General features: G+C 70.4%; 13 protein-coding genes. 2 read left to right on the top strand and 11 right to left on the bottom strand.

Translation table 11 applies throughout. The features are described from left to right. Positions 1 to 15: 15 nt before the first annotated feature. From AC31A1_RS15940 to AC31A1_RS15920, 5 genes are read right to left on the bottom strand one after another with little or no spacing between them, the layout of a single operon-like run. Positions 16 to 1,164, bottom strand: a complete 1,149-nt coding sequence (locus AC31A1_RS15940; RefSeq protein WP_489653953.1) for an acyl-CoA dehydrogenase family protein — start codon at positions 1,162 to 1,164, stop codon at positions 16 to 18. Further along, complete coding sequence (locus tag AC31A1_RS15935; protein WP_489653952.1) at positions 1,161 to 2,012, bottom strand: acyl-CoA dehydrogenase family protein; 852 nt, start codon at positions 2,010 to 2,012, stop codon at positions 1,161 to 1,163. The genes AC31A1_RS15940 and AC31A1_RS15935 overlap by 4 nt, the downstream gene beginning before the upstream one ends. Further along, on the bottom strand, positions 2,002 to 2,973 hold the full coding sequence (locus AC31A1_RS15930) for an NADPH:quinone oxidoreductase family protein (protein WP_489653951.1): 972 nt from the start codon (positions 2,971 to 2,973) through the stop codon (positions 2,002 to 2,004). The genes AC31A1_RS15935 and AC31A1_RS15930 overlap by 11 nt, the downstream gene beginning before the upstream one ends. After that, positions 2,970 to 3,992, bottom strand: coding sequence for a phosphotransferase family protein (locus AC31A1_RS15925; protein WP_489653950.1), 1,023 nt, complete (start codon positions 3,990 to 3,992; stop codon positions 2,970 to 2,972). Before AC31A1_RS15925 ends, AC31A1_RS15930 begins: the two co-directional genes overlap by 4 nt. Further along, on the bottom strand, positions 3,989 to 5,269 hold the full coding sequence (locus AC31A1_RS15920; protein ID WP_489653949.1) for an acyl-CoA dehydrogenase family protein: 1,281 nt from the start codon (positions 5,267 to 5,269) through the stop codon (positions 3,989 to 3,991). The genes AC31A1_RS15925 and AC31A1_RS15920 overlap by 4 nt, the downstream gene beginning before the upstream one ends. A gap of 145 nt (positions 5,270 to 5,414) precedes the next feature. Between AC31A1_RS15920 and AC31A1_RS15915 the strand changes: the two genes are divergently transcribed. Next, positions 5,415 to 6,080 carry a TetR/AcrR family transcriptional regulator gene (locus tag AC31A1_RS15915; protein ID WP_390162957.1) on the top strand — a complete coding sequence of 222 codons (666 nt, stop codon included), beginning with the start codon at positions 5,415 to 5,417 and terminating at the stop codon, positions 6,078 to 6,080. A gap of 86 nt (positions 6,081 to 6,166) precedes the next feature. Then, a complete protein-coding gene (locus AC31A1_RS15910; protein ID WP_489653948.1) occupies positions 6,167 to 7,228 on the top strand; it encodes an NAD(P)H-dependent amine dehydrogenase family protein in 1,062 nt (353 codons plus the stop codon). A 72-nt stretch (positions 7,229 to 7,300) separates the two neighbouring features. On the opposite strand, the gene AC31A1_RS15905 is transcribed toward AC31A1_RS15910, so the two are convergent. The 6 genes from AC31A1_RS15905 to AC31A1_RS15880 all read right to left on the bottom strand — a co-directional run. Beyond that, positions 7,301 to 7,819: a MarR family winged helix-turn-helix transcriptional regulator gene (locus AC31A1_RS15905; RefSeq protein WP_489653947.1), complete on the bottom strand. Its 519-nt coding sequence runs from the start codon at positions 7,817 to 7,819 to the stop codon at positions 7,301 to 7,303. Between the two features lie 99 nt (positions 7,820 to 7,918). Next, a complete protein-coding gene (locus AC31A1_RS15900; protein ID WP_489653946.1) occupies positions 7,919 to 8,359 on the bottom strand; it encodes an enterochelin esterase domain-containing protein in 441 nt (146 codons plus the stop codon). 188 nt (positions 8,360 to 8,547) lie between these two features. Next, complete coding sequence (locus tag AC31A1_RS15895; RefSeq protein ID WP_489653945.1) at positions 8,548 to 10,200, bottom strand: carboxylesterase/lipase family protein; 1,653 nt, start codon at positions 10,198 to 10,200, stop codon at positions 8,548 to 8,550. Between the two features lie 72 nt (positions 10,201 to 10,272). Continuing rightward, positions 10,273 to 11,016, bottom strand: a complete 744-nt coding sequence (locus tag AC31A1_RS15890) for a polysaccharide deacetylase family protein (RefSeq protein WP_489653944.1) — start codon at positions 11,014 to 11,016, stop codon at positions 10,273 to 10,275. Beyond that, positions 11,013 to 11,231, bottom strand: a complete 219-nt coding sequence (locus AC31A1_RS15885) for a hypothetical protein (RefSeq protein WP_489653943.1) — start codon at positions 11,229 to 11,231, stop codon at positions 11,013 to 11,015. Before AC31A1_RS15885 ends, AC31A1_RS15890 begins: the two co-directional genes overlap by 4 nt. Before the next feature lie 205 nt (positions 11,232 to 11,436). Beyond that, positions 11,437 to 12,619 (bottom strand): glycosyltransferase (locus AC31A1_RS15880; RefSeq protein WP_489653942.1); only part of this gene is annotated, 1,183 nt, incomplete at its 5' end.

The raw sequence follows: 12,619 nt of genomic DNA, 5'->3' as shown, positions 1-12,619 counted from the left end.
TCTGGACCGACGGCTCTAGCGGGGCAGGCCGAGGATGCGCTCGGCGATGATGTTGCGCTGGATCTCGGAGGTGCCGCCGGCGATCGTCCCGCCGAAGCTGCGCGCGTACCGCTCGAACCAACTGGCGTTGAACGTCTCCAAGTTCATATGGGTGTACGGCCCTGTCTGCACGGGATGCAACAGCGCCTCGGCGCCGTGCTGTTCGAGGGCGTGCAGCTCGGCGTTCTGCGCGGCCTCGGAGCCGAGCAGTTTGAGCACCGAGATCTCCACCGGGTTGCGGTCGGGTCCGAGGAGCCGGTAGCCGAGCAACCGCAGTGCCTGGACGTCCATTTGGAGGGTGGCGTACCACTCCTCGTCGCAGGCCGCGTCCTGGATCAGGGCGTCCATGCGCTCGGCGTAGTGCACCCACAGCAGGGTCCGTTCGTGGCCGAGCGAGCCGTTGGCCACGCGCCAGCCCTCGTTGAGGGGGCCGACGAGGTTCTCCTTCGGGACGTGGACGTCGGTGAAGAACACCTCGTTGAAGTCGAGGTCGTCCGGTGCGGCGATCGACCCGAACGGCCGCCGGACCAGACCTTCGGAGTCGGTCGGGATGAGCAGGACGCTGATCCCCTTGTGCTTGGGGGCCTCGGGGTCGGTGCGGACGAAGGTGAGCAGGACGTCGGCGTCGTGCGCGCCCGAGGTCCACACCTTCTGTCCGTTGACCACGAAGTGGTCGCCCTCAAGGGCCGCACGGGTGCGCAGGCCGGCCAGGTCGGAGCCTGCTCCGGGCTCGCTCATGCCGAGCGACGCGGTGATCTCGGCACGCAGCAGGGGTACGGCCCAGTCGCGTTTTTGTTGCTCGGTGCCGAAGGTGAGCAGTGAGGCCGCGATGATGTTGAGGCCCTGCGGGTTGAAGCTGTGGTAGATCCGGCGCCGGGACAACTCCTCAAGGTGGGCGACCACTTGGGGCAGCGTGGCGTTGCGGCCGCCGTACTCGGGCGGCTGGGCGGGCAGCAGCCAGCCCGCGTCGAAGAGCTTGCGCTGCCAGCGCCGGGCCCAATCGGGTATGTCCGCGCTGGACTTGGAGCGGACCGTGGCCTCTTCGGGGGTGGGCAGGTGGGTGTCGAGGAAGTCGCTGAAATCGGCGCGGAACGTCTCGACCTCGGGGTCGGGGGCCAGCCTCATACCAGCAGCGCCTTCCTGTGCTCGGACGCCGTTCCGAGGAGCAGGTCCCCGGCCTTGGCCCGCTTGAGATGGATCTGCAGTTCGTTCTCCCACGTGTAGCCCATGGCCCCGAAGAGCTGGAACCCGTTGCGGAAACACACCCGTTGGCAGTCGCCCGCGGCGGCCTTGGCCATCGCGGCGGCCCTGCCTCGGCGGGGGTCGTCCTCGGCGATGGTGAGTGCGGAGAAGTAGGCGAGGACTTTGGCGCGTTCGATGGCGACGTACATGTCGGCGGCCTTGTGCTTGACGGCCTGGAACGAGCCGATGGGGACCCCGAACTGGTGCCGTTGCTTCACATGGCCGACGACCAGGTCGAGGATGCGCCGGCAACTGCCGACCGTGCTCACCGCCAGACCCATCAGGGCCAGGTCCGGTACGCCGGCGACCAGGTCCGGGGCGTCCACCCGGGCGACATGCAGCGTCGGGTCGAACACGGACAGCCGCTCGGCCGCCAGGTCCTTTCCGTCCCGTACGACCACGCCCCCGGAGGTGAGAAGGGCGATCTCGTCCGCACGGTCGGCGTCGAGGACGAACTTCCCCTCCCCGTCGAAGACACCGGTGCCCGAGCCGCGCGGCAGCCGGCCGGCCAGCGGCGCGAACCAGGTGGCCGTGGCGAGGAAGGGCGTCGGATCGGCGGCGTACCCCAACTCCTCCAGGACGATGGCAAGTTCCACCGGCGGGGCGTCGAGCCAGCCCAACTCCAGGTAGGTGTCCCAGAGTTGTTTCTCGGGCAGTGACCGTGACTTGGTGACCGTTTCGCGGACCACTCGCTGGAGCAGCCGCTGTTCGTCGTCGAACTCAAACTCCATGCGCGACCTCCAGAAGGATCTTGCCGATGGCGCGGCGCCCCAGGCCGAGGGCCTCGGCGACGTCGGCGAGCGGATACACGGCGTGGACGCGGGGCCGGATCCTCCCGGCGGCGAACAGTCCGTGGAGTTCGGTGCGGGCGGCGACCAGATCGTCCCGCCGGTGCCGCGCCCAGCCGCCGAGGTCGAAGCCGTGCAGGCTGACGCCTTTGAGCATCGGGAGGTTGAGCGGGATACGCGGGATCTCACCGCTCGCGAACCCCACGCTCACGAACCGCCCGCCCCAGCACATGGCCCGCAACGCCTCCTCCGCGTACGGCCCGCCCACCGGGTCGATCACGACATCGGCGCCGCCCGCGTCCCGCAGGCTCCGCTTCAGATCGTCGTACGGCAAGGTCAGCCGCGCACCCTGTTCGGCGCACACCTTCCGTTTCTCCTCCGTCGAGGCGACGGCGACGACCTCCGCGCCGAGCAGCGCGGCGAGTTCGACGGTCGCGAGGCCGACCCCGCCGGCCGCGCCGAGAACGGCGACCCGTTCGCCCGGCTGTACGTCGGCGACCAGGCGCAACGCGTCGAAGGCGGTGGCGTGGCCGACGCCGAAGGCCGCCGCGCGCTCGGTGGGGATTCCTTCGGGGATACGGCTCAGGCCGGCGGGGCGTGCGGTGACGCGTTCGGCGAAGGCGCCGACGAACATCGAGCCGAAGACCCGCTCGCCCTTCTCGAATCCGTTCGCGGACACGGCCACCACGCCGGCGAACTCACTGCCCGGAGTGAAGGGCGGCTCCGCCTTCACCTGGTAGGCGCCGTCGATGACGAGGACGTCGGCGAAGTTGACGGCCGCGTAGTGCACGTCGACCGGGACGCCGCCCTCCGGCCCGGCCAACTCCCCTTCGGGTACGACCGGTTCGGGGATGTCCTCGACGACCACCGGGCCGCCGACGGCATTGCAGCGGGCGGCTCTCATAGCCGCGTCGTCGCCGCGAGCTCGGCCGCCTGGGCGGCCATCTGCAGGACGACGTCGCCGTAGTGGGCCATCTTCGGGTTGCCGCCCTCGCCCTTCACATGCCGGGCGTAGCCGCCTTCGAGGACTACGGCCATCTTGAAGCGGGCGAGGATCACGTAGTAGTCGATCTCGCTGACGTCGCGGCCGCTGACCTTGGCGTAGTGCTCCAGCAGGTCGGCGCGGTCGGGCATGCCGGTGTAGTCGACGTAGCCCTTCTGGGTGCGGTCCTCGTCGGCGTCCGGCCAGCCCATGATGACCCAGCCGAGGTCGAGCAACGGGTCGCCGACGGTGGCCATTTCGAAGTCGACCAAGGCTGCGAGCCTGGCGGGTGCGCCGTGCTGGAACATGACGTTGGCGAACTGGTAGTCGCCGTGGATGATGCCGGGTTCCCAGTGGGCGGGACGGTGTTCCCGCAGCCAGGCAGCGGCGTTCTCCAGGCCTGGTATCTCCCGGAACTTGAACTTGGCGAGGTGGGCGAGCCAGCGGTCGACCTGCCGGTCGTGGAAGCCGTCGGGGCGGCCGAAGCCCTCAAGTCCTTGCGCTCGCCAGTCCACGTTGCCCAACTTGGCGATGCCCTCGACGAGTTGGTACGCGAGGCCGGAGCGCAGGGACAGGTCGCTGAGGAACGGCTCGGGCCAGCCGTCGGTGTTCATCGGCGACCAGCCGTCGACATGCGCCATGAGGTAGAAGCAGGAGCCGAGCACGCTCGTGTCGTCGCACACGGCGATCGCCTCGGGGTGCGGGACGTCCGTGCCGTTGAGGGCATTGAGAACGCGGTATTCACGGAGCATGGTCTCGTTGCGCCCCGGCGGAACCTTCTCCGGTGGTTTGCGCAGCACCATGGTGCGGTCGCCGCGCCGGATGCCGTAGATGTCGTTGGAGGTGCCGCCGGAGATGTACGACGTCTCGACTGGTTCGCCGGGGGCGATGCCCCGGTCGTCCAGCCAGCGGGCGAGTGATTCCGTGTTCGCGAGCGTCACAGCAGGTCCTCCAGCTGCTTCCGGGCCCATTCGCGGCGGGTGGGCAGGTGCTGGGTGGGCCACAGGCCAGGGGCGGCTTCGTAGCCACGCAGGACGTCACGGGCGACCGTAATCTTGTGGACCTCGGTGGGGCCGTCGACGACCGCCATGACGGCAGCGCCGTTCCACATGTCCGAGAACGGCATTTCGTTCGACACACCGAGCGCGCCGTGCAGATGCATCGAGCGGTACACGATGTCGTGCAGCACCTTCGGGGTGAGGAACTTGATGGCGGCGATGTCCTTACGGACCCGCTTGTAGTCCTGGTACTTGTCGATCTGCCAGGCGGTGTAGAGCACGAACAGCCGGAACTGGGCGAGTTGCGCGTAGGAGTCGGCGAGGTCGGCGCGGACGAGCTGCTTGTCCGCGAGCCGCTCGCCCTGGGTCTCGCGGGACAGGGCCCGCTCGGCCATCATGTCGAGCGCCTTCTGGCTCTGGCCCACGACCCGCATCGCGTGGTGGACGCGGCCGCCGCCGAGCCGGGTCTGGGCGATCGCGAAGGCCTGGCCCTCACCGCCGAGCAGTGCGTCGGCGGGGACGCGGACGCCGTCGTAGGCGATGAGTGCGTGCATGCCCTCGTCGGTGGCCTCGCCCATGATGCCGAGGTGGCGCTCGATGCGCACGCCGGGGGTGTCGCTGGGCACGAGGAACATCGACATGCCCTTGTAGGGGCTGACGTCGGGGTTCGTCACCGCCATCACGATGACGAACTTCGAGGTGCGGGCGTTGGAGGAGAAGAACTTGCGGCCGGTGATGACCCAGTCGTCGCCGTCGCGTTCGGCGCGGGTGGTGAACATCGTGGGGTCGGCGCCGGCTTGCGGCTCGGTCATGGAGAAGCAGGAGAAGCACTCGCCTTCGAGCAGCGGCTGTAGATAGCGCTCCTTCTGCTCGTCGGTGCCGTAGCGGGCGATGATCTCGGCGTTGCCGGTGTCGGGTGCGGCCGTGCCGAAGATGACGGGAGCCCAACTCGACTGGCCCAGGATCTCGTTGATGAGCGCCAGCTTGACCTGGCCGAAGCCGCGGCCGCCGAGTTCGGGGCCGAGGTGCGGTGCCCACAGGCCCTCGTCGCGGACCTGTTGCTTCAACGCCCGGACGATCGTGCCGAGTTCGTCGTCGAGCGGGTGGTACGCCCGGTCGGGATGGAGCAGGTCCAGCGGCTCCACGCGCTCGGAGCGGAACCGCCGGATCCACTCAAGTTTCTCCTCGAACTCCGGCTCGGTGGAAAAGTCCCATGCCATGTCAGACGAACCTCCTGCCAACCCGGACGGATAGCGATGAGAATATCATTCTCATCTCACGCAAGTAAGGGTCTCGAAACTTGCGGTGCGTCCTTCGGTAGGGGGAGCCGAGGTGTTACCGCTGAAGTGGAGTATCGTTCTTCAAGTGACAGCTGTCCCCGAAGAACAACCAGCCTGGCGCCAGCGCGCCGTTGAGCGTTCCACCCGTGCCGCCAAGCTCCGCGCCGAACAACGTGTGCAGCGCTTCCTCGACGCGGCACAGGAACTCATCGCGGAGAAGCGGACGACGGACTTCACGGTCCAGGAGGTCGTGGACCGCTCCAAACAGTCACTGCGCAGCTTCTACCAGCACTTCGACGGCAAACACGAGCTGCTGCTCGCCCTGTTCGAGGACGCGCTGTCCAAGTCGGCCGCGGAGATCCGCGAAACGGCCGGTTCCCAGTCGGATCCGCTCCAGGCGCTGCGGCTCGGCGTGACGATGCTGTTCGAGCAGTCGCTGTCCAACCCCGGTGTGGAGCGCCCCCTGTTCAGCGACTTCGCGCTCCAACTCCTGGTGAAGCATCCCGCGCAGGTGGCGACCGCCCATCTCCCCCTGCACCAGGTGTTCACGGAGCTGGTCGAGCAGGCCGAGGACGCCGGCGTCATCCCCGCCGGAAAGCCCCGTCGCCAGGCCTCGATCCTGATGCAGACGGTCATGTTCGTCGCGCAGGGCAACGGAGTTCCGGCCGGCAGTCACGCGGCCCCGGTCACCGCCGAGGAGGTCTGGCAGTTCTGTCTCGGCGGCCTCTCGGGCGTCCCCGTGCACAACTGACGGACGGCTGACGGGCACCATCGGTGTAATTGACGCTCTCTACTGCGGAGAGTACGGTTCTCGCCCACCGGAACGAGGGGTGGGCGATGACCGAGCCGCTACGGCATGGAGTGCAGCGCTACCGAGTCGTGCAGTGGGCCACGGGCAACATCGGCGCCCGCACGCTGCGTGCCGTACTGGAGCATCCGAACCTGACCCTGGCCGGGGTGTATGTCCACACCTCGGCCAAAGCGGGCCTGGATGCGGGCGAGTTGAGCGGCGGCGGGCCCGGCACCACCGGGATCGTCGCGACGCACGACATCGACGAGATCCTGGCGCTCGGCGCCGACTGCGTCCTCTACACCCCGCGCACCTGCGATTTCGACGAGGTGTGCACGCTGCTCTCGTCAGGTGTGAACGTCGTGTCGACGCGCGGCGAGTTCCACCACGCGCCCAGCCTCGACCCGGTCACACGGAAACGGATCGAAGAGGCGTGCGAGCGGGGCGGGACCTCGGTGCACAGCACGGGCAGCAGTCCGGGATTCATCACGGAGGCGCTGCCGCTCGCCCTCACCTCGATCCAGCGGCGGCTCGACGCGCTGGCGATCGACGAATTCGCGGATCTCTCCCAACGGGACTCCCCCGGGCTGCTGTTCGAGGTGATGGGCTTCGGCCGGCCCCCTGCCGAGTTCGGCGAACAGCGCCTGGCCGGACTGCGCGACAGCTTCGGCCCGTCGTTGCGGCTGCTCGCGGAGGCGCTCTCGACACCGCTCGACTCGGTGGAGGCGGTCGGCGAGGTCGCAACCGCCCGTCGCACCACCCGAATTGCCGCGGGCACGCTGCCGGTCGGCACGGTGGCCGCGCAGCGGCTCACCGTGTCCGGCCTGCGCAAGGGCCGACCCCTGCTGCGGTTCCGCGCCAACTGGTACTGCACCACCGATCTCGACCCCGCCTGGGATCTACGCGCGACCGGCTGGCACGTCTCGGTCGAGGGAGACGCGCCGCTCGACGTCGACCTGAGGTTCCCCGTGCCCCTCGACCGCATGGCGGCGATGTCCCCGTCCTACACCGCGAACCGCGCGGTGAACGCCGTGCCGTTCGTCTGCGCGGCAGCCCCCGGAATCCGCACCACTGCCGACCTCCCGCAGATCGTCGCCGACCTCGGATGACATCGGCGCGATGCGGGGCCGGGGCTCACACGATCCGCACCCGGCACCGAGACGACGCGCACCGGCCAGGAACTAGACCGCGCCGACCGGCGCCGCGACCTCCGGCTCGCCGTCCTCGTCGATCGCGTACTTCAGGAAGTCGTCGACCATGCGGTGGAACAGCGTTGCCAGTTGCTGCAGTTCATCCGTCGACCACTCCGAGAGGGCCATTTGCATGCCGCGCGCACCGGCGTCCCGGACACTGCTCACGGCCTTCCGGCCGGCGTCGGTCAGCTCGATCCGCTGGGCCCGGCGGTCGTCGGGGTCGGGCACGCGGGTGACGTAGCCGGACTTCTGGAGCTGCTGCACCGTCCGCGTCACATGCGAGGCCTCGACCCCGAGGCGATGGGCCAGCTCCCCCGGACGCAGCGGGTCGGAGTCGGCGACCTGCCGCAGCAACGCCACCGCCGCGCGGTCCAGAGGCACACCGGCGAGGGCCATCAGCCGGTCGTGCTGGCGGGCGCGGGTACTCAGGTAGGTGATCCGAGTGAGGGCTCGCTCGATCTCGGTCACCTCCGGGGAGGGGGCTTCGGGGATCGGTGGTGTGGACATGCGACCCACTTTACCATATTGTTGCGTAACTCAAGTAAATTGCTGCGGTCGTTTACCACGCCTACTGCCGAGAGCCTACTTCTCCCGGTCTTCAGCTGTTCACCGGCGTGCGGCGCGCCACTCCCGCCGTAGCAGCCAGGCCAGATACAGCCCGCCGCCCACGCCCCGTGACCACGCCGACCGGCAGGACGTTCGGGCCGGCGGCGCGGGTCGCGCGGCGCGCCAGTTGGGGTGATGCGGCCAGGGCCACGACCGGGATGAGGCCGGCGCCGGTCCGTCGCCCTCGTCGGCGTAGAGGTCGTAGGTGCCGCGCGAGTAGTGGCGCAGGCGGAGCGTCCAGTGCCAGATGTCCGTGCCGGGCAGGTGTTCCACCAGGTTGCCCTCGGGATCGCGCGGGTCGCCGAGCTTGTCGGGCAGGACCTGGACGGCGCGGGTGGCCGGGCCGCCCCGCCGCCACAGGAACATCACGGCCAGGTGGTCGGCACTGCCCAGCGGGTCGGGCGACACGAGCGGGGTGCCGCGTTCCCTGAGGCGGGGCAACGCGTCGGGCCGGGCCAGGCGTGGCAGGTGGCGCGGGGCGGGGCGCCCTCGGGCGGCGGGGGCACGGACGCGGTCGTGCGGGCGGACTCCGTCCGGCGAGCGGCTCTTTCGATCAGGTGAGCCCGACTTCACCTTGCCCGCACGTCCCGCACCGCCGCCTTCGAAGTATCACTGAGGCCGCGCCTGCGTCACCAGGGCCTCTGGCTCGCGAAGAACCGCTCGAAGAAGTCCACCTTGGCCGCGTCCGCGAGGGCGAGCGTGCCGAAGCGGTCGCCGAGTTCCATCGTGGTCGCGAAGCGGTGGTTCGCCGTGGGCCAGTGGGTGAGGCCGTGGCCGTTCGGGTCGCCGTGGGTCGCGAAGTTCACCACGTAGTCGGACAGGGTGTCGGCGACCGTGCGGTCCGCGTCGGTCCAGGGCAGGTTCGTGGCGTAGAGGTTGTCGAAGACGTAGTTGATCTCCGAACCGTGGTACGCACCACGGGAGTTGGCTCCTGTCGCGGTCGGCGGCACGTGCTCCCAGTAGTACGTGAAGACCGAACTCTTCGCGGTCTTCGCCCACTCCGCCGCCCACAGGTTCGCGGAGACGCGCGAGCCCTCGCGGGCGGAGGCGTTGCGGGCCTCGCCCACCTCCGCGTCGGTGGTGGCGGGGTAGAGCTTCAGGAACTCGTCGGCGAGAGTGCCGTACTCCTTCTCCGCGGTGCTCACGTAGTCCGCGAGCTTCACCGTCGGGGCCGGGGAGGCGCCGTTCTCGTCCTTGTTGCCGCCGGCCAGTACGGGCACGTCGTTCAAGTGGCCTCCCACCAGGGCCTGTTCATACGTCCACGGCTTGACCCAGCCGTCGAGGACCGGGCGGAACTCCGGCGGGTTGCCGTTCACCGGTCCGCTGACCGTGGTGTCGTTGGCGTTCTGACCCGCCATCAACTTGGTGCTGTCCAGGGCCCGGAGAGCGGTCAGCGAGGTGGCGCCGAGCGCTGCGGCGTAGGCGGTGCCTTGGCTCTCGGCTGTTTTCAGGGTGCGGTACGACGCTGCCAGCGCGGCGATCTCGGGGTCGCCGGTGGCGCGGGCGCCGGCGCTCTCGGAGATCGCGCCCTGGAACAGGCCCTTGGCGAGCGGGGAGTAGATGAGGTGCATCACCGAGGCGCCGCCCGCAGACTGGCCGGCGATCGTCACGCGGTTCGGGTCGCCGCCGAACGCGGCAATGTTGCGCCGTACCCAGCGCAGGGCCGAAATCTGGTCCAGGAGACCGTAGTTGCCGGACGCCTGGTGGCCGGACTCCGCGCTGAGTTCGGGGGTGGAGAGGAAACCGAACGCTCCGGTGCGGTAGTTGAGGGTCACCACGACCAGGCCCTTGGCGGCGAGGCCCGCGCCGTCGAAGCCAGGGTCGGAGGCGTAGCCGCCGGTGAACCGGCCGCCGTAGATCCAGACCAGGACCGGGCGCTTCTCGCGTGAACTCGCCGCGCCGGTCCAGACGTTGAGGTTGAGGCAGTCCTCGCTCATGGTGACCGAGGCCGAACCCATCATCTGCTGGGGGCAGATGTCCCCGAAGGTGTCCGCGACGCGTACGCCGCTCCAGGATGTCGCCCGCTGCGGCGGACGCCAGCGGTTGGCGCCCTCCGTGGTCGCCGCGTACGGAAGTCCCTTGAACACGGTGACGCCGGAGACGAGGGAGGCCACGCCGGACACACGGCCGGTGTCGATCCGGAGCGGTCCGGTGAGCGGGGTTCCGGAGGTCGTGCGGTCCGCCGCGCCGGCGCTCGTTCCTGTACCGGCGAGTGCGGCCGTCGCGGCGACGGTCAGCGACCCGTTGAGGAAGGTCCGGCGGTTCATGGCGTTCGAAAGCATGGGGGGCTCCCTGGTCTAGGTACTTGCGAACGTAAATTCCGCCGACCAGGAGCGCCAACAATATTGTCAACTTCAGAGCGGATCCACAGCATGCTCCCGCAGCGGGCCCACGGACAGGCCCCGTAGCGCGCAGGTGTCGAGGATGCGGGGCACGGCGCCGAGGGTGGCGCGCCAACTGCCGGGTGCCGACGTGCAGTCGGAGTCGTGCAGCAGGACCGTGCCGCCGCCGCGCAGGTCCTCGGTGACCGTCCGGTGCACCGACTCGGGTGTGGCGCGCGCCCTCCAGTCCTCGCCCCAGGCCGTCCACAGCACCGGCGTGAGGGCCAGGCGGCGGGCCGCGAGGTGGGCGCCGGTCGACATCACGCCGTAGGGCGGGCGGAAGAGCCGTGGCGCGCGCCCGGTGAGGTCACCGACCGTGTCGCGGGCGCGGGCCAGGTCGTCGTGAGTGGCGCGCGGACCGCGCAGCAGCAGCGGGCGGTGCAGCCAGCCGTGAACGGCGATCTCGTGTCCGGCAGCGGCGATCTCGCGCACCAGGCCCGGGGCGCGTACCGCCTGGCTGCCGAGGAGGAAGAACGTGGCATGCACCCGGCGCTCGTCGAGCAGGCGCAGAAACAGCGGGGTGGAAAGCGGGTCCGGCCCGTCGTCGAAGCTGAGCGCCACATGGTCCGGCCGACCGCGGCCGGCGAGGCGCGGCATCACGCGGTTGCGCAGCGGCCCGTAGGTGGAGAGGACGGGGGCGGCGTACGCGGCGGCGAGGACCGGCAGTGCGGGCAGCGCGATGCGGGCCGTCGTACGGAGGAGGCGGGTGACTGTCATGAGAGGCGGCCCTTCGCGGAGCCCACGGCGGACGCGGCGCGGGCGGAGCAGGCGGCGTCATGGACGCGCGGCGCGGCACAGACGGTCTCCGGGGGGAGGCCTGCGGTCGTCATGCCCGGCGCCTCCTCGCGCAACTCGCGGTGGAAGCGGCGCACGGCAACGAAGTTGCGGGGTGCGGCGCAGGCCGTCGCAGAGAGAATGCCCATAGCCGTCATGCCTGGCGCCTCCTCGCGCAACTCACGGTGGAAGTGGCGCGCGCGGCAACGAAGTTGCACGGCATGGCACCGGTGATCGTAGGAGAGAAGGCCTACGGTCTTCATACGCCGCATCTCCTCCCGCAACCCGCGGTGGAAGCGGTGCGCCCGGCGGCCGAGTTGCGCGGTGCGGAACACTCGGTCGTGAGAAGAACGCCTCCGGCGGTCATGCGTGGTGCTCCTTCGCACAACCCCCGTGGGACACGTGGCCCGTGTGGTGGGCGTAGCTCAGGTTGTCGAGGTCGAGGTCCTGGCCTATCGCGTGCATCAGGCCCGGGCCGCTCTCGGTCGTGGCGACCGCCGTGCCGACGGCGCCTGCCCAGACCGCGCAGGCCAGGGCGGTGGTGGTCGCGAGCCGCCGGACGGTCGGGCGGGTGGTCCGGCGAGTGGTGGGCGGGATCGCGGGCCCAGTGGTGGGTGGCGCGGCGGGGCCGATGCCCGCCCGGCAGATCCTGGCCGTCTCGGTGGCCGGGCCGCCGTCCGGGCCGTCCGCGAACAGGGCGAGGCCCGCCTCCCGTTGCAGCAGCCCTCGCGGGCCGTCGATCAACTCACCCAGCACGTGCTTGAGTTGGGCCGGGTCACGGATCCACGCGGCGACGCCTGCCTCGTCCAGGGCGGCCGCGTTGGTCAGTCCGTGGCCGGGTATGCAGCCGTAGCTGGCGACGGGCAGGCCCGCGGCGAAGGCCTCCAGGGAGGTCAGGCCGCCGGCGTTCTGGACCAGGACGTCGGCCGCGTGCATCAGGCCGGGCATGTCGTCGACCCAGCCGTGGACGTGTTCGATGCCGTCCGCGCGGAGCTGGTCGGCCAGCGTCTCGTTGCGGCCGCAGACCACGAGCGGTACGGCCGCGCCGCAGTCGCGCAGGTCACGGGCGACCTCCCGGACCGGTCCAACGCCCCAGGAACCGGCGACCAGCAGGGCCAGTGGGGCAGTCGGAGGCAGGCCGAAGCGGGCACGCGCCGCGGCGCGTTCCGGTGCGTCCACGGGGTGGAAGCGCGGGTCGGCGACCGGGCCGCACACGCGGACGTCGCGCGCACCGGCGGCCCGGGCCTGCATGGCGGGCACGGCGTGCAGAGCGAGGTGGACGTCGACGCCGTCGGCCACCCACAGCGGGTGCACCGAGAAGTCGGTGAGATAGGTGAGGACGGGGACGGTCAGCCGGCCGTCGAGACGGAGGTTGCCCAGGACCCGGCTCGCGCCCGGGTAGGTCGACACGACGGCGCCCGCATCGGCGGGGAGGGCGCGCAGCAGCCGTTCCTCGGCGGAGCGCAGCAGCGCTCGCGCGACGGGACCGCCGCCACCGGCGCGCTCGGTGCTGCTGTAGATCCGCTGGTAGGCCCACGGCGCCCGG

The sequence above is a fragment of the Streptomyces sp. P5F9 genome (genome assembly GCF_057961495.1).
Note: the sequence above shows the minus strand (reverse complement) of the source record. Positions and strands in the feature narration are given on the sequence as shown.